At 66.8% G+C, this 20,714-nt stretch carries 18 protein-coding genes; 10 read left to right on the top strand and 8 right to left on the bottom strand.

Annotated elements, in window-relative coordinates; translation table 11 throughout:
• Position 1: 1 nt before the first annotated feature.
• The 7 genes from ACG3SL_RS04535 to ACG3SL_RS04505 all read right to left on the bottom strand — a co-directional run bounded on the left by ACG3SL_RS04535 (position 2) and on the right by ACG3SL_RS04505 (position 10,105).
• Positions 2-1,198: an acetyl-CoA C-acyltransferase gene (locus ACG3SL_RS04535; protein ID WP_448663955.1), complete on the bottom strand. Its 1,197-nt coding sequence runs from the start codon at positions 1,196-1,198 to the stop codon at positions 2-4.
• Entirely contained in the window at positions 1,198-3,030 is a 1,833-nt protein-coding gene (locus tag ACG3SL_RS04530; protein WP_448663954.1) for a DUF885 domain-containing protein, read from the bottom strand. Before ACG3SL_RS04530 ends, ACG3SL_RS04535 begins: the two co-directional genes overlap by 1 nt.
• 59 nt (positions 3,031-3,089) lie before the next feature.
• The gene (locus ACG3SL_RS04525; RefSeq protein WP_448663953.1) at positions 3,090-5,366 is read right to left on the bottom strand and encodes a TonB-dependent receptor; all 2,277 of its coding nucleotides are present in this window, start codon (positions 5,364-5,366) and stop codon (positions 3,090-3,092) included.
• Positions 5,367-5,448: 82 nt separating this feature from the next.
• Positions 5,449-5,961 carry a hypothetical protein gene (locus tag ACG3SL_RS04520; RefSeq protein WP_448663952.1) on the bottom strand — a complete coding sequence of 171 codons (513 nt, stop codon included), beginning with the start codon at positions 5,959-5,961 and terminating at the stop codon, positions 5,449-5,451.
• A gap of 146 nt (positions 5,962-6,107) precedes the next feature.
• Positions 6,108-7,436 carry a M24 family metallopeptidase gene (locus tag ACG3SL_RS04515; RefSeq protein WP_448663951.1) on the bottom strand — a complete coding sequence of 443 codons (1,329 nt, stop codon included), beginning with the start codon at positions 7,434-7,436 and terminating at the stop codon, positions 6,108-6,110.
• A gap of 96 nt (positions 7,437-7,532) precedes the next feature.
• Complete coding sequence (locus ACG3SL_RS04510) at positions 7,533-8,819, bottom strand: amidohydrolase family protein (RefSeq protein ID WP_448663950.1); 1,287 nt, start codon at positions 8,817-8,819, stop codon at positions 7,533-7,535.
• Positions 8,820-8,830: 11 nt separating this feature from the next.
• Positions 8,831-10,105 carry an amidohydrolase family protein gene (locus tag ACG3SL_RS04505; RefSeq protein WP_448663949.1) on the bottom strand — a complete coding sequence of 425 codons (1,275 nt, stop codon included), beginning with the start codon at positions 10,103-10,105 and terminating at the stop codon, positions 8,831-8,833.
• Between the two features lie 283 nt (positions 10,106-10,388).
• Between ACG3SL_RS04505 and ACG3SL_RS04500 the strand changes: the two genes are divergently transcribed.
• The 3 genes from ACG3SL_RS04500 to ACG3SL_RS04490 are packed head-to-tail and all read left to right on the top strand — an operon-like array spanning position 10,389 to position 13,952.
• Positions 10,389-12,200 carry a DUF885 domain-containing protein gene (locus ACG3SL_RS04500; RefSeq protein WP_448663948.1) on the top strand — a complete coding sequence of 604 codons (1,812 nt, stop codon included), beginning with the start codon at positions 10,389-10,391 and terminating at the stop codon, positions 12,198-12,200.
• A 34-nt stretch (positions 12,201-12,234) separates the two neighbouring features.
• Positions 12,235-12,498, top strand: a complete 264-nt coding sequence (locus ACG3SL_RS04495) for a DUF3311 domain-containing protein (protein ID WP_448663947.1) — start codon at positions 12,235-12,237, stop codon at positions 12,496-12,498.
• Positions 12,495-13,952: a sodium:solute symporter family protein gene (locus ACG3SL_RS04490; RefSeq protein WP_448663946.1), complete on the top strand. Its 1,458-nt coding sequence runs from the start codon at positions 12,495-12,497 to the stop codon at positions 13,950-13,952. The genes ACG3SL_RS04495 and ACG3SL_RS04490 overlap by 4 nt, the downstream gene beginning before the upstream one ends.
• On the opposite strand, the gene ACG3SL_RS04485 is transcribed toward ACG3SL_RS04490, so the two are convergent.
• Entirely contained in the window at positions 13,949-14,869 is a 921-nt protein-coding gene (locus tag ACG3SL_RS04485) for a LysR family transcriptional regulator (protein ID WP_448663945.1), read from the bottom strand. The genes ACG3SL_RS04490 and ACG3SL_RS04485 overlap by 4 nt on opposite strands.
• Before the next feature lie 127 nt (positions 14,870-14,996).
• Between ACG3SL_RS04485 and ACG3SL_RS04480 the strand changes: the two genes are divergently transcribed.
• From ACG3SL_RS04480 to ACG3SL_RS04450, 7 genes are all read left to right on the top strand, one after another.
• Positions 14,997-15,920, top strand: coding sequence for a dihydrodipicolinate synthase family protein (locus tag ACG3SL_RS04480; RefSeq protein WP_448663944.1), 924 nt, complete (start codon positions 14,997-14,999; stop codon positions 15,918-15,920).
• A gap of 6 nt (positions 15,921-15,926) precedes the next feature.
• Positions 15,927-17,102 carry an NAD(P)/FAD-dependent oxidoreductase gene (locus tag ACG3SL_RS04475; RefSeq protein ID WP_448663943.1) on the top strand — a complete coding sequence of 392 codons (1,176 nt, stop codon included), beginning with the start codon at positions 15,927-15,929 and terminating at the stop codon, positions 17,100-17,102.
• Positions 17,099-17,383: a 2Fe-2S iron-sulfur cluster-binding protein gene (locus ACG3SL_RS04470; protein WP_448663942.1), complete on the top strand. Its 285-nt coding sequence runs from the start codon at positions 17,099-17,101 to the stop codon at positions 17,381-17,383. Before ACG3SL_RS04475 ends, ACG3SL_RS04470 begins: the two co-directional genes overlap by 4 nt.
• Complete coding sequence (locus ACG3SL_RS04465; RefSeq protein ID WP_448663941.1) at positions 17,376-18,722, top strand: FAD/NAD(P)-dependent oxidoreductase; 1,347 nt, start codon at positions 17,376-17,378, stop codon at positions 18,720-18,722. Before ACG3SL_RS04470 ends, ACG3SL_RS04465 begins: the two co-directional genes overlap by 8 nt.
• Positions 18,723-18,816: 94 nt before the next feature.
• On the top strand, positions 18,817-19,305 hold the full coding sequence (locus ACG3SL_RS04460; RefSeq protein WP_448663940.1) for a VOC family protein: 489 nt from the start codon (positions 18,817-18,819) through the stop codon (positions 19,303-19,305).
• Between the two features lie 25 nt (positions 19,306-19,330).
• A complete protein-coding gene (locus tag ACG3SL_RS04455) occupies positions 19,331-19,735 on the top strand; it encodes a RidA family protein (protein ID WP_448663939.1) in 405 nt (134 codons plus the stop codon).
• A 332-nt stretch (positions 19,736-20,067) separates the two neighbouring features.
• Positions 20,068-20,541 (top strand): MarR family winged helix-turn-helix transcriptional regulator, encoded by a 474-nt coding sequence (locus ACG3SL_RS04450; protein ID WP_448663938.1) that lies wholly within the window; start codon positions 20,068-20,070, stop codon positions 20,539-20,541.
• Positions 20,542-20,714: the final 173 nt, after the last annotated feature.

Raw genomic sequence — 20,714 nt, 5'->3', positions numbered from 1 at the left:
ATCACACGATTTCGAACAATCCCGCCGCGCCCATCCCGCCCGCGATGCACATCGACACCACGACGTATCGCACGCCGCGCTTGCGCCCCTCGATCAGTGCGTGGCCGACCAGACGGCTCCCCGTCATGCCGAACGGATGGCCGATGGCAATGCCGCCGCCATTGACGTTGAGCCGATCGGGATCGATGCCCAGCGTGTCGCGGCAATAGAGGCACTGGCTCGCGAACGCCTCGTTGATTTCCCACAGCCCGATGTCCGCGACGCTCAGCCCGGCGCGGGCGAGCAGCTTGGGGATCGCGAATACCGGGCCGATACCCATTTCATCGGGCGCGCAGCCGGCGACCTGAAAGCCGCGATAGACGCCCAGTATCTCTCTGCCCTCGGCCTCGGCCGTGGCGCGGTCCATCAGAATCTGCGCCGACGCGCCGTCCGACAACTGGCTGGCATTGCCCGCCGTGATGTTGTGCCCCTCTTCGATCACCAGCCCGTTGGCGAACACGGTGCGCAGGTTCGCCAGTACCTCGGCAGTGGTCTCTGCGCGAATGCCCTCGTCCTGGGTGACGGTGACGGTCTCGCTGCCGGTGCGGTTACCTTCCTTGTCGAACAGCGCCTTCTCGACCGTGATCGGCACGATCTCCTCGGCGAACGCACCGCTGGCAAGCCCTGCGACGGCACGCTGCTGGCTCATCGCGGCAAACGCATCCTGCGCCGCGCGGGAGACGCCATAGCGTTCGGCGACGACTTCGGCGGTCTCGATCATCGTCATGTACGCCAGCGGTTGCTGGGCGAGGACCGAGGCGTTCTGGTACGGCGCCGGCGCCTGTCGGCTGGTCATCGAAATCGATTCCACCCCGCCCGCCAGCGCGACGTCGATGTCGCCAGCGATAATGCTGCGCGCCGCCAGCGCGATGGCCGTGAGCCCCGAACCGCACTTGCGATCCAGGCTGAACGCCGGGAGCGTCACGGGCAGACCCGCCGCAAAGACGCTCATCCGCGCGATATTCGCGCCCTGCGTCCCATATTGGTTTCCGGCGCCATAGAAGACATCGTCGATGCGCGCGGGATCGATGCCCGCGCGCGCGATGGCGGCGTTCATCACATGCCCCGCCAGCGCCGGCGCCTCAGTCGCGTTGAACCATCCGCGCCCGGCCTTGCCGATCCCCGTCCGGGCAGTGGAAACGATCGCAGCCTCGCGCATCACCCTCTCCTTGTTTTTTCCTGACCGGCCCAGGCATCGACCGCGGCGTCCAGCACCGCCATCGGCATCGGCCCCGCCGTCAGCACGAGATCGTGGTAGCCGCGCACGTCGAATGCGTCACCCATGGTTTTGCGCGCGCGCTCGCGGGCGGCCACGAGTGCGTTTGCGCCCACCTTGAAGCTGCACGCCTGCCCCGGATAGACGGCATAGCGCGTCACTTCGCGGTCGGTCGCCTCCTGCTGCTCGCCCGCATTCTCCACCATCCATGCCACCGCCTGTTCCTTGGTCCAGCGATGGTGGTGCAGCCCGGTATCGACCACGATCCGCGCCGCGCGGAACAGTTCGGACTGGAGATAGCCGATCCGCCCGAACGGGTCCCCGGCATAGACGCCCAGTTCGTCGGCCACCTGCTGCGCATACAGCGCCCATCCCTCGGTATAGGCGGAGAAGCGCACGATCCGGCGGAACAGCGGCAGCGCGGGCGCATGGCCCAGCACGCTGTACTGGAAATGATGGCCGGGAATCCCCTCATGGTGCGTCAGCGTCGGCAGGCGCCACGTCACATGCTCGCCCGGCGTCTTGAGGTTGAGCGAATAGATGCCCGGCTGGCCCGGTGCGCCCTCGGCGTAAAAGGCGCCGGGCGCCCCCGCCTCGATCGCAGGCGGAATGCGGCGAACAATCAGCGGATCGACGGTGGTGATGCCGAAAGCGCGGGGCAGCAACGCGGAGATCTTCTTCAGATGCGCCTCGGCCTGCGCCAGCAACTGCGCCCGGCCCGCATCGTCGGGCGAGACGCGGAACCGCTGGTCCCGATTGAGCGCCGCCACCCGTTCGATGACGCTGCCGCGCGTCAGCCCCTGCGCGCGCAACAGCGCGTCGATCTGCGCGGTCAGCGCGCGGCATTGCTCCAGCCCGATGCGGTGAAGCTCGCCGGCGGGCGTATCGACGGTGGTGTTCGATCGCAGCGCCGCCGCATAATAGGCATCGCCATCGGGCAGCTTCCACACGCCCGCCCGGCTGTCGGCACGCGGCGCCAGCGCCTCGAGCGCCGCGACCTGGCGGCTGAGCGCAGGCTGGATGCGATCGCGAAAGATCGCCAGCGCGCGCGGGGTGGGATCGGCCAGCTGCTTCTCGGCAATGCGCTTCAGCGCCGGGGCGATCAGCGCCGACTGCAACGGATCGCCGTCGCGCAGTCCCTTGATCTGCGCGATGGTGCGCACGATCACGAAGTCGGGCGGCACCACGCCCAGCGCGGCGTCGTGGGCGATCCGATCGGTCTCCTGGTCGAGCGCAACCGCCAGCGCGTTCAGCCGCGCCAGCCACGCCTCGACATCAGCCACGTCGCCGATCGGATGCCGGCTGCCGATGAAATCGGGCAGCCAGTAATAGGCGCCGTTCATCTGGCTGACGACATAGGGGCTCGGCCGCAGATTGCCGTCGACATAGCCATAACGGCCCAGCAGGTCGTCCAGCGTGTGATAGACATAGCGCGCCACTGCATGGTCCAGCCCCGCGCGCTGCGACAGGCTGGCCACCGGAATCGCGTCCAGCTCTGCCAGCGCCGTGCGGATCGCGGCGCGATCGCCCGCGCGGGTGCCGAGCGAACGGTCGTCCAGCCGGCTGCGCAGCGCCGCGTTGGCGCCGCTATCATAGTTGTTGGACGTGGCCTCTTCGGGCGAGCGATGGAGATAGGCTTCGCTGTGCCGTTGCAACAGCGCCTGGAGCGCCGCGTCGCCACTGCCCGCGCCTTGCGCCCATGCCGGCAGCGCACCGCTGCCCAGCCCGACCAGGACGCCGGCGGCCGTCCCCTCCAAAAAGCGGCGACGATCCATGCGGCAATCCTCTCGACAATAAAAATAGCGGGGCGGCAGTCACGCCGCCCCGACAGGCATCAGAACTTCACACCCAGGCTGGCGCCGACCGTGCGATAGGACGGCTCCACCTGAACGCCCGAATAAAACGCCTTTTCATAGGCATTGGCGAAGTACTTCGCATCGAACAGGTTCTCGACATAGATCGTCGCCCGGATCGTATCCGTCTCCACGCCCACGCGCAGGTTCACATTGTGATAGCTGGGCGAAAGGAACGGGTAGACGTTGTAGCGATAATAATAGGGGTTCGAGATCATCTTGTCGCGGAAGTTCCATTCCGCGCGGACGAACCCGTCCACATCGCCGACGATCGTGCGCTTGTACTGCGCCTGCGCGCCCAGCGTCCATTCGGGCGCGTTGACCAGTTGCTTGCCGGTCACGTTGATGACCGCACCGTCGATCAGCGCGTTGGGATAGTCGCCGAACTTGGTCTTATTCCAGCCGACCTGCCCACTCAGCGTGAACTCGGGCGTGATGCGCGCGTCGAAGCTCGCCTCGGCACCATAGCTCTTCGCCGCCGCCGCATTGGCGATGCCGCTTACGCTGCGCAGCAGCCCCGTGACGGCATCGATATACTGGAAGCGGATCGTCTGCTGGACGTTTTTCCAGTCCATGTAGAAGCTGGTGACGTCGACGCGCAGCTTCCCGCCGAACAGGTCGAACTTGGTACCGAGTTCGTAATCCCACAGCGTTTCGGGCTTGAAGTCATTGGAAAGGTTGACGTTGTTGCTGGTCTGCGTGCCGCCGGACTTGAACCCGCGCGAGGCGTTGGCAAAGACCATCCAGTCGGGGCTGACCTTGTAGCTCAGCGTGAACTTCGGCGAGAAATCGTCGAACTTCGCGGTACGATCGTTGATCCCGGTGACGATGTTGTTCGATCGCGTGACTGAATCGTTCATCACGGTTTCGCGCGAATAGCGCACGCCGACCGTCGCCGCGAGCTTGCTGGTCAGGTTGAGCGTACCCTGCCCGAACACCGCCCAATAATCGCTCGAGCTGTCGCTATCGAGGCCCGTGACGGCCAGGCCGCTGCACTTGCCCGCATAGCTTGCCGGGCACAGCGGGCTGTCGGCGCCATGGAAGGTGGACTGCGCCATCACACCCGTGTCGCGACCGACGGAAGCGCCGACGCTCCAGTCGAGGAAATTGTCGTTACCGGTCGATTGCACGCGAAACTCGCCGCTGGTCGATTTGCGGACCAGCGAGAGGTCTTCGTAGAAATAGTCGCGGCTGCCGCCATCGACGTCGCCATAGTTGAACACTTCGGACCGCAGCGTGCCCACCACGCCGGTGATCGCGACGGTGCCGACTTCCCACACCGCGCGCCCGCTCACATACTCAAACTCGCCGCCCACGCGCTGCGGGCGATTGAAGTTCACGCGGTCCGAATTGTCGGGAAAGAAGCCCACGCCGTCCGGGGCGCCGATATTGCCTGCCGTCTTGCCGTAATAGACCGACGCCCAGGTGGCGGTGACGAACCCCGTCGGCACGCCGTTGCGCATGCCAACGGTCTCGTGCGACTTGTTATAGGTCAGGTCGAGCGTGAAGTTGTTGGTCGGGGTCAGCCGGGCCTGTGCGCGGTAGCTGTAATATTCGCTGTCGTTGCCGCCGCCGATCGGGTTGATGTTCTTGATGAAACCGTCGGAATGCTCGTACTTGCCCGACGCACGCACCGCCAGCACACCGTCGATCACGGGCACGTTCAGCGCGCCTTCGCCGCGATAGGTGTTGAAGCTGCTGTAATCGGCGGTCGCAAAGCCCTCGAATTCGTTGACGGGCTTCTTGGTGATGACGTTGATCGCGCCGCCCACGGCGTTGCGTCCGAAATAGGTGCCCTGCGGCCCGCGCAGCACTTCGATCCGCTCGAGGTCGACGATCTGCGGGTTGCTGGTGCCCGCCGCGACGTTGAACTCGTCGATGTAGAACGCATAGGTCGACTGGCGCACATCGGCATAGGGATTGAGCTGGTTGGAAATACCCCGGATCGCCAGATCCTTGCGGTCGCGCGAGCCGTTCGACTGGAAGCTGACATTGGGCGTCAGCGCGAAATAGTCTTCCACGCTCTGGACGTTCTGCGATTCCAGCGTCGCTGCGGTCACGGCCGTGATCGCAATCGGCACGTCCTGCAGGCTCTGTTCGCGCCGCTGCGCGGTGACCACGATGTCTTCCTGGCCAATGGTGGCCGCACTGTCCTGTGCCCATGCCGGCGCGGCCGTGATGCCGCCGAGCATCGCAATCGCGGCAACCCCCGCCGCGAAACGAGCCGCGGAACGCTTACCAATCGTCGTACAGCGCATGTCAAATCCCCCTTGTCAGCCGGGAAGCACCTCCCCGGCTCTGAAAATCCCAACCCTCTCCGAAAAAGCCGCCTTCAGGCGGTCAGGCGGTCCAGCACTGCGGGTCCAGCGGCCCCTTTGCGGGGTCCAGGTCGCTGCGGACGAGCACGATCGACGCGATCTTGCCGTCCTTCACCACGGCGTGTCCGGCGGCCAGCGAGCAGGCGACCTTGCCGCTGCGGCGCGAGCGGATGACGTGGTAGTTGTAGATCAGGCCGTCCTTCTCCATCACTTCCTTGAACGGCACGACGATCTCGACATCGCCGCCGCCGGCCTGGATCTTCTGGAAGTGCGTCGCCCATTGATCGACGCCACGGATCACGGTGCGGCCTTCCAGCACCAGCGTCGCGTCGGGGGTGAAGAATTTCGAGAAATTCTCCGCCGTATAGGCGCCGGGCGTCTTGAACGCCTGGTTCCACCAGATGAACATCCGCGAGAGAATGTCGGTCGCCGGCTTCTCCACCGGCGCGGGAACGGGCTTCCCCGACCCGGCAACGGCGGGCGCGGAAAAAGCCAGCGCGGCGAGGACAATTGCGATTTTGGCTTTCTTCTGCACGATATGCTCCCTGTAGCATTGTTGCGCGACACACGGCTTGCACGCCATGTTTGTGCAGCGAGTGTCCGTCAGTTGCAGTGTTGTGGCAACGACATTGCAAAACTGTGATCGTTGCGTTCAGCGCAACGTAGGGCCGGGCGCGTTCCTTATTTGACCAGCAGGATGCGGCTGTTGGGCGGATACACCCATTCCAGCCCGCGCGCGGTGACCACGCCATTGTCTTCCAGCGGGATCTTGATCTTGCGCTGCCCCCATTCGGGCACGACGGTGTAGAGGAACAGCTCGATCGACAGCAGATTGCCGGGGCGCAGCGTGTAGCTTGCGCGCAGCGGATTGAAATCGGCCATGGACGGCCCCGATCCATGCCCGAAATCGCCGACCGAATGGCTGCCGATCACCACGTCCGACACTGCCAGGTCCTTGCTAGGATCGTCATAGCGGCCCAGCACATAGCCCCTGGTCGCCGCGACGCGGCCGTTGACCTCGGCCAGCGCCTGCCCCGCCGCCACGCCCGGCCGGATCGCGTCGAGGATCATCCGCCGTATCCCCAGCGCCTTGTCGAACGCCGCCTGCACCCCCGGCGGCGGGGCATTCTCGCCGGGCTTGAGCACATAGGCCATGCGCTTCATGTCGGTATAGGCGAGCAGATAGTTGACGCCCCAGTCGACCGTGATGAGGTCGCCCGGCTGGATCACATGATCGCCCGACACCGGCCCGCGCGGGCCGGGGCCGAGGATATAGATGCTCGGCAGGCCGAAGCTGCTCCCCAGACCTTCCTTGTGCAGCTGTTCCATCATCCACCAGGCGACATCGCCGGTGGTGGTATGGCCGGGCCGGATCACTTCACTCGACAAGGCGCGCTCGACGATCGTGCGCGAATATTCGCCCGCCTTGGCGAACGCGGCGATGCCGGTCGCAGTGTTGCGCGCGCGGAAGTCGGACACCAGTTTCTCGGCAGAGACCAGCCGGGCAGAGAGATCGGGGCCCAGCGTTTCCCGCAGCTTCTCGTGCAGCGACTGGCTCAGGCCATCGGCGGTGCCGATTTCGGTCGCCACGTCGATGCCGATTCGCTTCGGGTTCCGCTCCGCCACGAAGGCGCGCAGTTCGGCGGGCGAGACCTTCTTGTCATAGAGCGGGCACTGGTCGAAACCCGCGCCGCCAATCCCCATCACGGCGCGCTCGATCCGCCCCCCGCCCCGGTCGGTGAACACCAGATAGCCGATCTCTGCGGTGTATCCGCCGCCGAGCATCGCCAGATTGGGGTCGTCATGCCCCTCGCGCATGGCGAGCAGCCACATGTCGATGCCGTTCTCGCGCATCGCTTCGGGCAGGATCAGGTCGAGCTTGTCCTTGCGGATCTGGCACAATTCGTCCCAGCGCCTTTTGGCCTCCTGTGCGGTCGCCGGCTGGGCGGTAGCGGCAAGCGCAAAGGCGAGCGCCAGGGAAGTACACAGGCGACGGCGCAGGGCGGGCATGATTGGTCTCTCCATGATGGTCCGGGCAGCGCATTTTGTCGCCCGGACCATCGTGGATGGCAATCAAAATATAACAGTAATCACACGATTCGCGTTTTAATTCGAGCCACCGGCCCGCGCTGCATCGTTGCGGACGATCCGCCCGCCCTTCATCACGAAGCCGATCGTCCGCAGCGCGCGGATCTCGCGCGTGGGATCGGCGTCGACCGCGACGATGTCGGCGTAATAGCCGGGCTTCAGTACCCCCACTTCCTTGTCCACGCCCAGCATCCGGGCGGGCTCGATCGTCGCCGCACGCACTGCCTGCGCCGGCGTCATCCCCGCATCGACATAGATTTCCGCCTCGCGCACCGTCGCGGTGGTGCCTTCATTGGGCTCCCACGGATATTGATCGGTGCCCAGCGCGATGTTCACACCGGTGGAGATCGCGGTGCGCAGCACGCCGATATGCGCCTTGCCCACCGAATCGACGCGGGCCAGATACCAGTCGGGCGATCCGATCTTCTTGTAAAAGGCGCGCGCCCCGCTCTGGCTGACGACGATCGTGGGGACATACCACACGCCTTTCGCCTTCATCTTGCGCAGCACCTCGGGCGTCAGGAAATAGCCATGCTCGATACAGTCGATGCCCGCATCGATCGCGACATCGGTGGCCACGGGCGAGCCGCTATGCCCGGTCACCTTGACTCCGTTTCGGTGCGCGACTTCGATCGCGGTCTTGAGTTCGTCGTCGGTGAAAGGCGAGGCGCCGATATCGCCATGCGTGTCCGAAATCCCGCCCGATATGCCGAGCTTGATCCAGGTGGCGCCCGCCTTGATCTGGGTCCGCACCGCCTTTGCGAACTCTGCCGCGCCGTTGACTTCGGTCTTGCCGTGCCCGCCGGTCGCGACGATCGAGGAGCCGGCGGTATGGATGCGCGGGCCATCGAACATGCCCGAATCGATCGCGCGCTTGACGGTGAAGTCCACCCCCGCGTCCGAGCCCGTGAGCCGGATCGTGGTCACGCCCGACAGCAGTGATTTCTGCGCATTGTCCAGCGTGCGCAGCGCCATCGAATCCGGCGTCTCGCCATAGATGCGCGCCGCGCCCGGCAGGTTGAGCGCCAGATGGACGTGCATGTTCATCAGCCCGGGGATCAGCCATTTGCCCTGCATCGGCACCACCGTGGCCCCCTCGGGCACCGGCGTGCTGGCGCGGGGGCCGATCGCCTTGATCCGTTCGCCCTCCACCAGCACCACGGCGTCCAGCACCGGCGCCTTGCCCTCCAGGTCGGCGACATTGCCGCCGACCAGCGCCACGACCTGCGCCGATGCCGGGACCGCGACCAAGGCGGCGACGGTGGAGACCGCGGCGAACAGCATCGCGCGCATACGGCTTTCCATTCCCCCCACCATCAGCGCGCAATCGTTTCGGGATGCGCGTCGTTGCGATAGATCGCCCCGCCCTTCATCACGAAACCAAGCGTCCGCAGCGCGGCAATGTCCTGCGTCGGGTCGGCATCGACCGCGACGATGTCGGCATATTGCCCCGGCACGATCCGGCCCACGTCCTTGTCCAGGCCGAGCATCTTTGCCGGCTGGATCGTCGCGGCCTGCAGCGCCTGGAGCGGCGTCATGCCCGCCTTCACATAGAGTTCGGCTTCGGCCACCGTCGCAGTGGTGCCGCCATTGGGCTCGAACGGGAACTGATCGGTCCCCAGCGCGACGTTCACGCCCATGCGGATCGCCTTTTGCAGCATCGCCCAATGGTCCTTGCCGGTCGATGCCACGCGCTCCAGATACCAGTCGGGCGATCCGATCTTGCGATAGAATTCATAGGCGCCGGGCTGGCTGACGACGATCGTCGGGACCAGCCACACGCCCTGTGCCTTCATCTTGGTCAGCACCTCGTCGTTGAGGTGATAGCCATGCTCGAAACAGTTGATCCCGAATTTCAGCGCCTGGAGCGCCGCTTCGGACGAGCCATTGTGCGCCGTCACTTTCACGCCGTTGCGGTGCGCGACTTCGATGATGGTGGACAGTTCGGCATCGGTCATCGGCGCGGCGGAGATGCTGCCGTGCGAATCCGAAATCCCGCCCGAAATCGCAATCTTGATCCAGCTCGCGCCGCGCTTGATCTGCTCGCGCGCAACCTTGCTGAACTCGGCGGGACCGTCGGCTTCCAGCGATCCGTGGCCGCCGGTCGGGACGATCAGCTCGCCGGCGGATTCGATGCGCGGGCCGATCGCCTGGCCGCGCGCGATCGCCCGCTTCAGCATGAAATCGATGCCATGGTCCTCGGCGGTCAGCCGCACGGTCGTCACCCCGGCGAGCAGGCTGCGGCGGGCATTGTCGGCCATGCGCAGCGCTTCTTCGCCATCGGTTTCGTTGATCAGCTCCGCGCCGGCGGCGCCGGGCAGCTTGAGCCCGAAATGCACGTGCATGTTCATCAGGCCGGGGATCAGCCATTTACCCTGCATCGGGACCACCCTGGCCCCGGCGGGGACCGCAACCGACGCCGCCGGCCCGACCTGCACGATGCGCTCGCCCTGCACCAGCACCACCGCGTCGCGGATCGGCGTGCCCCCATCGATCGCCACCACCGTCGCACCGACCAGCGCGGTTACCGGCGGTGTGGTCTGCGCCCTAGCCGCATTCGTCGCGACCAGTGCCGCGACGGCCGACAGCATGGCGCCCAAGCCTCGTATTTTCATGTCATGCCCTTCCCTGAACCCGTGACGCCAGACTGCGGGAAGCCACGCGGAAAACAATGTGCAAAGTAGCGCAACTTCATTGCCGAAAACGCAACGTAAACCGTATTAGCTTTCATTCAAAGCAACGAGAACCGCAGAAAATGGCCGATTTCCGCGATTTGAGGGGTATGCTCTCGCCGCCCCGATCGCCCCAGGCGACGGTTGCATTCCCGCCGCATCGCGACACGATTGCGGCCACACACCTACCGGGGAGGCGCGTTTGCCGCAGTTCGATCGATTCGGTTTTTCGCGCCGCCTGGTGCTGGGGATGCTGACCGCCACGGCGATGACGCACCCGGCACGCGCGCGCCCCGCCGACCCTTCTCAGGCGCTGCGCGATCTGCTCGATCGCAGCGAGGCCGCCGATGCCGCGCGCGATCCGCTGCGGGCGGCGCGCAACGCCACGGGCATCGGCCAAGGCCCACTGTTCGTCGATCCGCTCAGCGACGGCTATGGCCAAAGCCTGCATGCCGACAAGCAGCGCGATCGCGCCGAACTGGCCGCGATCGACCGCACGGCGCTCAATCCGGTCGATCGCATCGCGTACGATGTGTTCGATTATCGGACGCGCCAGACCCTGGAATTGTTCGACACCGGGCTGTTCGAGGTCCAGCGCCGCGCCCCGCTAAACCCGTCGTTCGGGTTGCACGTCGAGTTCCCCGATTTCCTGGCGGGCAGTGCCAGCGGATACGAAACCCCTGCCGATTACGACGATGCGCTCGCGCGGATCGATGGCTTTGTCGGCTATATGCACAGCACCGTCGCGTGGCTGAAGCGCGGGCTGGCCGAGGGCTATGTCCAGCCCCGGATCGTCGTCGCCAACGTGCTGGCACAAGTCGACGCGGTGCTCGCGCTGCCGATCGAGGACAGCCCGTTCTGGACCGGGATCAAGCGGATGCCCGCCGCGCTGCCCGCCGCCGAACAGGCGCGGATCATCACGGCGTTCCGCGCGGCGGTTTCGGGCAAGGTGTTCCCGGCCTATCGCGCATGGGCCGACTATCTGCGCGGTACCTATCTGCCAAAGGCACTCGAAGCGCCGGGGCTATGGGCGATGAAGGACGGCGCCGCGCTCTATGCCTGGGATCTGGCGCGGCACACGACGACGCGCCGCAGCGCCGACGACATCCATACCCTTGGCCTGTCCGAAGTCGCCCGCATCCGCGGCGAGATGGAAACGGTCCGCCAGAAGGTCGGCTTTGCGGGCGACCTCAAGGCGTTTTTCGAGCATGTCCGCACCGACCCGCGCTATTATTGCAAGACCCCGGAGGAACTGCTCGCGCGGTTCAAGGCGATCGAGGCGAAGATCTGGCCCGGCATCCCCCGGCTGTTCCACGAACGCCCCAAAGCGCCCTTCGAGGTCCGCGCCCTGCCCGCGCTCGGTGACCAGCGCGGCACCGGCTATTACCGCCCCGGCCCGCCCGACGGCGTGTCGCCGGGCATCCTCTATTTCAACATGTCGATGCTGGGCACCCGCCCCATTCCGACGCTGGAGACGCTGACGCTGCACGAAGGCATCCCCGGCCACCATTTCCAGCTGACGCTCGCGATCGAGAACGCCGCGCTGCCGCCGCTGCTGCGCCATGGGCAGGCGACGGCCTATACCGAGGGCTGGGGGCTCTATGCGGAGTCGCTGGGGCCGGAGCTGGGCATGTTCGGCGATCCGATGCAGTGGTTCGGGCATCTCGACATGGAAATGCTGCGCGCGGTGCGGCTGGTGGTCGATACCGGGCTGCATGCCAGGCGCTGGAGCCGGCAGGCAGCGATCGACTATATGCTCGACAACACCTCGATGGCGCCGCGCGACGTCGCGGTCGAGATCGATCGCTACATCGCCTATCCGGGCCAGGCCTGTGCCTACAAGATCGGAGAACTGAAGTTCCGCCAGTTGCGCACCGACGCCGCAACCGCGCTGGGCGCGGCGTTCGATGTCCGCGACTATCATCATCAGGTGCTGAACACCGGCGCGCTGCCGATGGACGTGCTGGACGCCAAGATCCGCGCCTGGATCGCTTCCGGCGGCGGCCGCGCGTGATCGTGCCGCGCCCCACCTCTACCAAGGATATGCTGTGACGACTGGTATCGAACCCCGCCCCCGCAGCCGCCCGCATCGCTGGCTGCTGCTGCTTCCGTTCGTTTGGCAGGTCGCGATGGTGCCGTTGGTGAACGACATTGCGTGGCGCCCCCTCTCTCTGCCGTTCCCGATGGTCTGGCAGATGGCGGGGATCGTCGTCACGTCGATCGTGATCGCGATCATTTACGCGATCGACCGGCGCCACCCCGAATTTCCTGACGACGCCACGCGCGGCACCAATGCGGAGGGCGGGCAGTGATCCTGGTCCTCACCCTCGCGGTCGTCGCCGCAACCATGGTCGGCGCGATCCTGTCCGCCCGGCGGCAGGCAAAGGCACGGACGCTGGCCGAATGGGCAGTCGGCGGGCGCAAGTTCGGCGTGCTGGTATTCTGGTTCCTCAACGCCGGCGAGATCTACACCACCTTCGCGGTGCTGGGGATTTCGGGCTTTGCCTGGGCCTATGGCGCCCCGGCCTATCTGGCGCTCACTTCGGTGTCGCTCTCCGCCGCCATCGGTTATTGGCTGATGCCGCTGATCTGGAATGCGGGCCGCCGGCACGGGCTGGTGACCCAGGCGGACTTCTTCGCGGCGCATTACCGGGCGACCTGGCTGGGCGTCGTCGTCGGGCTGGCGGGGATCGCGGCGCTGATCGTCTATGTGCAGATTCAGATCGTGGCGCTGAGCCTGATCGTCCGCATGACGCTGGGCACCGAAGTATCGGCCAGCATGGCGGCGATCATCGCGGCGGTGGTGATGCTGGGCTTCGTCTATTTCGCGGGGCTGCGTTCGGCGGCCTTTGCGGCGGGGGTCAAGGACGTGCTGATGGTGGCGATCGTCGTCACGCTGTGCGTCACCGTCGCGTCAAAGGTCGGCGCGGCATCGATGCTCGACGTTTACGCGCTGGCGCAGGACAGCTTTCCCGGCATCGGCAAGCTGCCGGGGCTTAAGCCTGAGGCGGGACTGGGCACGGTGTGGCTGATGACATCGGCGCTCAACGTCGCGCTCGGCAACTGGATATTGCCGCATCTGTTCCAGCTATGCTTCTCCGCCGGCAGCGAAGCGACGATCCGGCGCAACGCGATCTGGCAGCCGCTCTATTCGCTGTCCTATTTCTTCATCTTGATGCTGGGCTTCGCCGCGCTGCTCGCGGGCACCCAGCCCGCCGGGGGCGACACCAACGCAGTGCTGCTCCAGTTCGTCGCCGATCGCTATCCCGCCTGGGCAGTGGGGATATTCGCAGGGACGGCGTGCCTGCTCGCGCTGGTGCCCGGATCGGTGCTGCTGCTGACCGCCGGATCGATCTTCAGCCGGAACGTGCTGCTGCCGATGCGCCCCGGCCTGTCGGACCGCGCGGCGCTGCTCGCGTCGCGGCTGTCGATGATCGCCTTCGCCGCGATTGCCGTCTGGCTGACGCTGGGCGGGTCCAAGTCGCTGGTCGAGATCGGGCTGTCCGCCTATGCGGCGATCGGGATGCTGGCGCCCGGCGTGTACTTCGCCTTCACCTGGAAGCGCGCGCACGCGGTGGGCGTGATGGCAGGCATCGTCGCGGGCTATCTGGCGCTGCTGCTCCCCGCCGCGCAGGCGCTATGGAGCACGCTGCTTCCGGGGTTCGAGCCCGGGCTGATCGCGATGGCGATCAACGCAGCGGTGGCCGGCGCCGTGTGCCTGATCTGGCCGCGCGCCATCGCCACAGCACGGGAGGTGCCGGCCTAGCTCCAGCTCTTCAGCTTGGCCTCCAGCACCCCCAGCAGCCGCGCCGGTGCGCCTTCGAGCTGGCGGCCCAGCCGGTGGATCAGGCTGACCGTGCTGTGTTCGATCGCGTCGTCGCGGATCGGGCGGGCGACCAGGCTCCCCTCTTCCAGCTCCGCGATCGCCGAGATGCGCGGCAGCACCGTCAGCGCGCGACCGGCCTTGGCGATCTCGCGCATCATCTGGATCGAATTGGTGACCAGCCGGGGCTCCAGCCACACCTGGCTGCGCTTCTGCGCGTCGTTCAGCGTGGTGCGGATGCGGAACCCCTGGGGCGGCAGGCACAGGTCGTGCCCCTGCAGGTCCGCGATCGTAAGGCTGTCCTTCGCCGCCGCCGGATGATCGGGCGCACACAGCACCATCAGCGGCTGCGCCACCGCCGTGCGCGTGCGGATCTTGGGTTCGCTGGTGGTGTGCAGGATCATCCCGATATGCGCTTCGTCCTCAAGCACCATGCGGATGCTCTCCAGGCTCGAACAGCTGGTGACGGTGATCGACACGCCCGGATTGCGCGCCTGGAACTGCTCGATCAGCTCGGTGAAGGGCGGGCCGAAAAACCCCTCGCCGATCGCCAGCTCGACGCGCCCGGTCTTGACCTCGCGCAGTTCCTGGATGCGGTTGAGCAGCGCCTCGCGGTCGGCCAGCTGGTTCTTGTGATATTCGAACGCCAGCTGCCCCGCCTCGGTCAGCCGGATCGAGCGGCGGCCGCGTTCGATCAGCGCGATTCCCATCTCGCTTTCGAGCTGAGCGATCTGCCGGCTGATCGAAGAGACCGCGACTCCGATCTTGTCGCTCGCCAGCCGCATCGACCCCAGATTCGCCGCTTCGTAAAAGTAATAGAGCGCGCTGTCCCACATGTGGCGTCCCCCGATGACAATCACCGGATCATGCCCAAACTTGCGCACAACGCAACGATATTCGCCTTTCGTTGCCCTTGCCGCGAATGACGGTTGCCGTAATCCGGTTCAAAGTAAAACCGCAGAACGAAAATCCCTGGGGGACAGTATATTGACGACCAAGCGATCGCGCACGGACTGGCGAGGCTATATCCCCGCCATCACCACGCCGTTCGATGCGCAGCGCAACCTCGACCTGCCGGCGCTGGGCGCGCTGCTCGAATGGCTGCACGCTGAGGGGATGCACGGGCTGCTGCTCGCCGGCACCACCGGCGAATGGCCCAGCCTGTCGCATGGCGAGCGTGCCGCGCTGTTCACCGCGGCGGGTGCGCAGTTGCGGGGCAAGCTGCCGCTGCTCGCAGGGTGCACGGCGTTCACCGCGCGCGAAGTGATCGCACTGGCGGACCATGCCGCCGACAGCGGGTTCGACGGCATCCTCGTCACCCCCCCGCCCTATTACCGGCCCTCGCACGAGGAGATCCTTGGCTTCTACGCCGACATCTCGGCGGAAAGCCGGCTGCCGATCTGCGTGTACAACTGGCCGCCGGGCACGGGGATCGACATGCCGCTGGCGCTGCTGGAACGCATCGCCGCGCTGGAGAATGTCGTCGCGATCAAGCAGTCGACCAGCGACCTGCGCCGCTTCGTCAACACCTTCTTCGCGCTCAACGATCGCGTGCGCATCTTCGGCCACACGATGGACGAGCATGGCCTCGCGCTGCTTGAGGCGCGCGGGGGCGACGGCACGATGGGCGCGGGCGCCGTGCTGGGCCGCACCCATCCCGATTTCTACAACAAGCTGTGGGCCGGCGACATCGACGGCGCGCGGGCGTGCGGGCGGCAGGACCGGGCGATCCTGGACGACTGGTACACGCCCGAACTGGTGGGCCGGTTCGGATCGGGGCCGGCGATCCTGAAGGCCGCGCTCAACGCGCAGGGGCTGCCGGGGGGCTATGTCCGCCGCCCGCTGCGCGACGTTTCCCCCGAAGACGCGGAGCGAATCCGCGAGACTTTGGTCGCGCTCGGGCGCATTTGAGGCGCCATGCAGCGGGCGGACGTGGCGATCCTTGGCGGCGGGCTGATCGGGTGCGCGACGGCGTGGCGCCTCGCGCAGGCCGGTGCGTCGGTCGCGCTGTTCGAGGCGGGGGACCTGAATGCCGGTGCGTCGGGGCAGAACGCCGGCTCGCTCCATTTCCAGATCGAGCGCCGGTTCCTGGAGGGGGGCGAGACGCTGACCGAACAGGCCGCCAGCATCGTCGCGCTCAGCCGCCTTGCGGTCGAGGACTGGGGCGGGATCGAGGGCGCGCTGGGCGCCGACCTGCATGTGTCGATGCAGGGCGGCCTGATGGTCGCCGAGACGCCAGATCAGGTCGCCCTGCTCGAACGCAAGGCCAGCGTCGAATCGCGCCAGGGGCTTGCCGTCCGCACGCTGGACGGGGCGAGCGCGCGGGCGATTGCGCCCTATCTCTCGCCCACGATCCTCGCGGCGAACTTTTCCAGTGACGAAGGCCATGCCGATCCGCGCATCGTCACGCCCGCGCTGGCCGACGCCGCGCAGGCCGCCGGCGCGCACCTGCGCACCCGCTCTCCCGTCCGGCGCATCGCGCGCGAGCCGGGCCGTTTCTTGGTCGAGGGCGACGGATTCACGCTCGCCGCCGACCGCGTGCTGATCGCGGCGGGCGCGTGGAGCGCAGCCGTGGCGGCGCTCGCCAATATCCATATGCCGCTCTATCCCGTGGCGCTGCTGATGAACGCCAGCGCACGCACCGCGCCCACCGTGCCGCACCTGATCCAGCATGTCGGCCGCCGACTTTCGCTCAAGCAGACCCATGCCGGCAATATCCTGATCGGCGGCGGCTGGCCCTCGCGGCTCGCCCAGTTGCCGGACGGCGGATTCGACGTGTCGCGCCGGGCCGAGATGCTGCCGGACTCGCTCTCCGGCAATCTGCGCGCGGCGATCGACGTGGTGCCGCAGATGGCGCGGCTGGACCTGATCCGGTCCTGGACCGGCGTAACCGCGATCTCCGCCGACCAGTTGCCGATCGTCGGCGAAGTGCCCCGGATGCCGGGCCTGTGGGTCGCGGCGGGCGGATCGGCCTTCACCCTCGGGCTCACCTTCGCACGACTGATGGCGCAGGCCATGGCAGGGACACCGGCCCCGGAACTGGACGTGATCTCCCCCGCCCGCTTCGAGCATCTGAACGGATTCATGGGATGAGCGCCACTCGCATCGAACCCCGCGTGACGCGCGGCAATCCCATAACCCTGATCGTCGATGGCGAGCGCATCGCCTGTTTCGCGGGCGAGGCGGTGGCCGCTGCCATGCTGGCGGCGGGGCACATGGCGTTCCGGCGCGACAGCCAGGGGCAGCCGCGCGGCATGTTCTGCAACATGGGCACCTGCTGCGAGTGCATGGTCACGCTGGTGGCGAACGGCCGGCGGGTTCGTGCCTGCCTGGTCGAGGCGCAGGACGGGCTTGAGGTCTCGACGCATGGCTGAGCCCCTGTCGGTCGATGTGGCGATCGTCGGCGGCGGCCCGGCGGGACAGGCGGCAGCGATCGTGCTGGCGGCGCAGGGGCTGTCGACCGCCGTGATCGACGAACAGCATCGCCCCGGCGGCCAGATCCTGCGCCAGCCGCCGCGCGCGTTCCACGTCGCGGACTGGCTGACCGGGCGCAGCTATCGCGCGCTCCACGCCCAGCTGGCCGCGTTCTCGGCGCTGCCCGGGGTGGCGTGGCTAGGCGGCCATTCGGTAATCGACATCCATCCCGGCGCGCTGCTGCTGCACGGACCCGATGGCGCCCGCGCCGTCTCCGCCCGTCGCATCCTGATCGCGGCAGGGTGCCAGGATCTGGCCGTGCCACTGCCGGGCTGGACGCTGCCCGGCGTCTATTCGGCCGGGGGTGTCCAGGCGCTGCTCAAGAGCCAGCAGATGCTGGCCGGCGCGCGCATCGCACTGGCGGGCACGCACCCACTGCAACTCGTGATCGCCGAACAGGTCGTCCGCAGCGGCGGCACGGTGGCCGGCGTGTTCTTTGCCCAGTCGCGCGCGGCAATGCTCGCGCCGCTACTGCGCAACGTCCCGGCGGCACTCCGTCGCATGGGCGACCTGTTCGCGGGACAGGCAGCGCTGGCGGCATTGCGGCGGGCGGGCGTGCCGGTGCACTACGGCACGGGTGTGACTGCGCTGCTGGGCGATACGCAGGTCAGCGGCATCGCGACCACGGCAGGGACCGTCGCGTGCGACGCCGTGGGGCTCTGCTATGGCTTCGTCCCGCAATCGGCACTGCCCCGGATGCTGGGCGCGGCGGTGGAACCCGCCGGCCCGGCCGGCGGCTGGCGCTGCGTTATCGACCAGTGGATGCGCACGAGCGTAGAAGGCGTTTTCGCAGCCGGCGAGACGATCGGCGTCGCGGGGGCCGCCGCCGCGATGGCGGGCGGTACGCTGGCGGGGATCGGGATCGCGCACGATCTGGCGCGGCTGGATACGCCCAGCGCCGAACGCGCGGCTGCCGCGCCGCGCCGCGCGCTGGCCCGCCACCGGGCATTCGCAGCGACACTCGACGCCATCGCCGATCCGCGCGACCACTTCCCCGCGCCCGACGCGGCGACGCTGATCTGCCGCTGCGAGGACGTGTCGCACGCCGCGCTGGTGCAGGCCGTCTCCGCCGGGGGATCGGCCAACGCGATCAAGCTTGCCACGCGCTGCGGCATGGGCGCATGCCAAGGGCGCAATTGCGAGCCCAGCCTGTTGCGGATGCTCGGCACGCCCGATCCGGGCTTCACCGCGCGCTTTCCGGCGCGGCCGATTGCGATCGGCGATCTCGCCGCCGACTGATCGTTGCGCCCAGGGCAACGATCTTTGCAGTTTCGTTGCGTTGCAGGCGCGGCAACCACCCCGCACACTGGCCGGACACCAGATGGAGTCCCGCATGCCCGTCGCGCCCGAAAAGCCCAATTTCCTCTCGGTCGATCACATTTCGTGGACAGTCCCGGACCTGGAGGCAGCCATCGCCTTTTACCGCGACGTGATCGGCGCGGAGGAGCTGTTCCGCATGGGACCGATCGACGCCGCCGAAATTCCGCTGGACGATCAGGGACGCGACTGGATGGAAACCCATGTCGGCGTGCCGGGCGCGCGGCTGACGCTCGCGATGCTCAAGCTGACCGACAACCTCAACTTCCAACTCGTCCAATATGACAAGCCCGATGACCGCCGGCAGGATCTGCCGCGCAACTGCGATCGCGGCGGGCATCACCTGGGGCTCAAGGTCGACGATGTGGACAAGGCGATCGCCTATCTCGCCGCGCATGGCTGCACCCCGCTCGAGACGATCCACATCGATGCCGGGCCGCTGGCGGGTAAGAAGAACGTCTATGTCCTCGACCCCTTTGGCCACCAGCTCGAAATCGTCGACTGATTTGCGAACCCCGGAGAACCGACCGATGCCGAATACCAAGATCAATCCGAGCACGCTGTACGACGCCGTCGGCTATGGCTTTTCGCACGCCGCGCTCCAGGAAGGGGGCAAGACGCTCCACCTCGCCGGGCAGGTGGCGTGGGACAAGGATTGCAACGTTGTCGGCGGCGACGATCTGGCCGCGCAGACGCGACAGGCACTCGCCAATCTGAAGGCCGTGCTCGCCGAAGCCGGCGCGACCCCGGCAGACATCGTCCGGCTGCGCACCTATGTCGTCAATCACAGCCCCGACAAGCTGGGGGCGGTGCTGGGCGAAATCGGCGCCTTTTACGAAGGCGCGACGCCTGCGCCCAATACCTTCCTGGGCGTGCCGACGCTCGCGCTTCCGGATTTCCTGGTCGAAATAGAGGCCATCGCCGCCATCGGCTGATCCGCCGCCCTTTTTTTCGTTCTGCACTGCAGCGCCCGCATCGCCCCCGATGCGGGCGTTTGTGCATTTGGCATTCTTTCGTGCGAATATCATGCAACAATATGCTGATCGAAAAGCCAATTGCGAAACCAAATGTCGAATGAAAGCGCACCTCCCGCCAAGGGAATACCCCCGCAAAAATAGGTGCAAAAGCACATGCTTTCCGCTAATTCCGCGCTCCACCCCGCCGCTGGGGCGTCGCCATGCCGCAGCGGGCTTGATCGGAATGCCCAAAGGCTGGCAAGCTGAGGGTACGGTCGGTCAAGAAATCGAGGGGCATGGCAGAGGACCCGATGGAAAAACGAAACAATTACGACCCCAGCGACCCCGCGTTCCGACTGGAAAACTCGCCCTTTTATCTGATGGCGCACGCCGATTTCAAATATCATGAGGACATGGACAAGGTGCTGCACAAGCACGACGTGTCCAAACCCATTTATCGCGTGATGACCGTGCTGCGCGAACGCCAGCCCGCCAGCATCGGCGCGGTTGCCGAAGCCGCGCTGACCAAGCGCTCCACGGTCAGCCGCATCATCGACCGGATGATCGAACAGGGGCTGGTGACCACCGAGCCCAATCCCGAAGACAACCGCATCACCGAAGTGACGCTGACGCCCGCCGGCCAGCAGAAGCTGCGCAAGCTCACGCCGATCGTCGGCCGCCAGTTCGCCCGCGCGATGGAAGGGGTCAGCGACCGCGACATCGCCCACCTGCTCCGCACGCTCCAGAAGATCAGCGCGAACCTGAGCAAACTGCCGATCGAATAAGGAACCGGGCACCCGGCGCGGCTCGACGCGCCGGGCCCTCCCCCGCCGTATTGCCGTCCGCACTCGCATGACGGACGGCGCGGGGCCAAGGCCAGCCCCTTGGCGGCGCCGATACTCCAACGCACGGAAAAAGGCATCGGGATAGCGCACCTCGTTCAAGAACGGAGTGGCGG

It is taken from the genome of Sphingomonas degradans, assembly GCF_053502645.1.
This window is presented reverse-complemented; position numbering and strand designations above follow the sequence as displayed.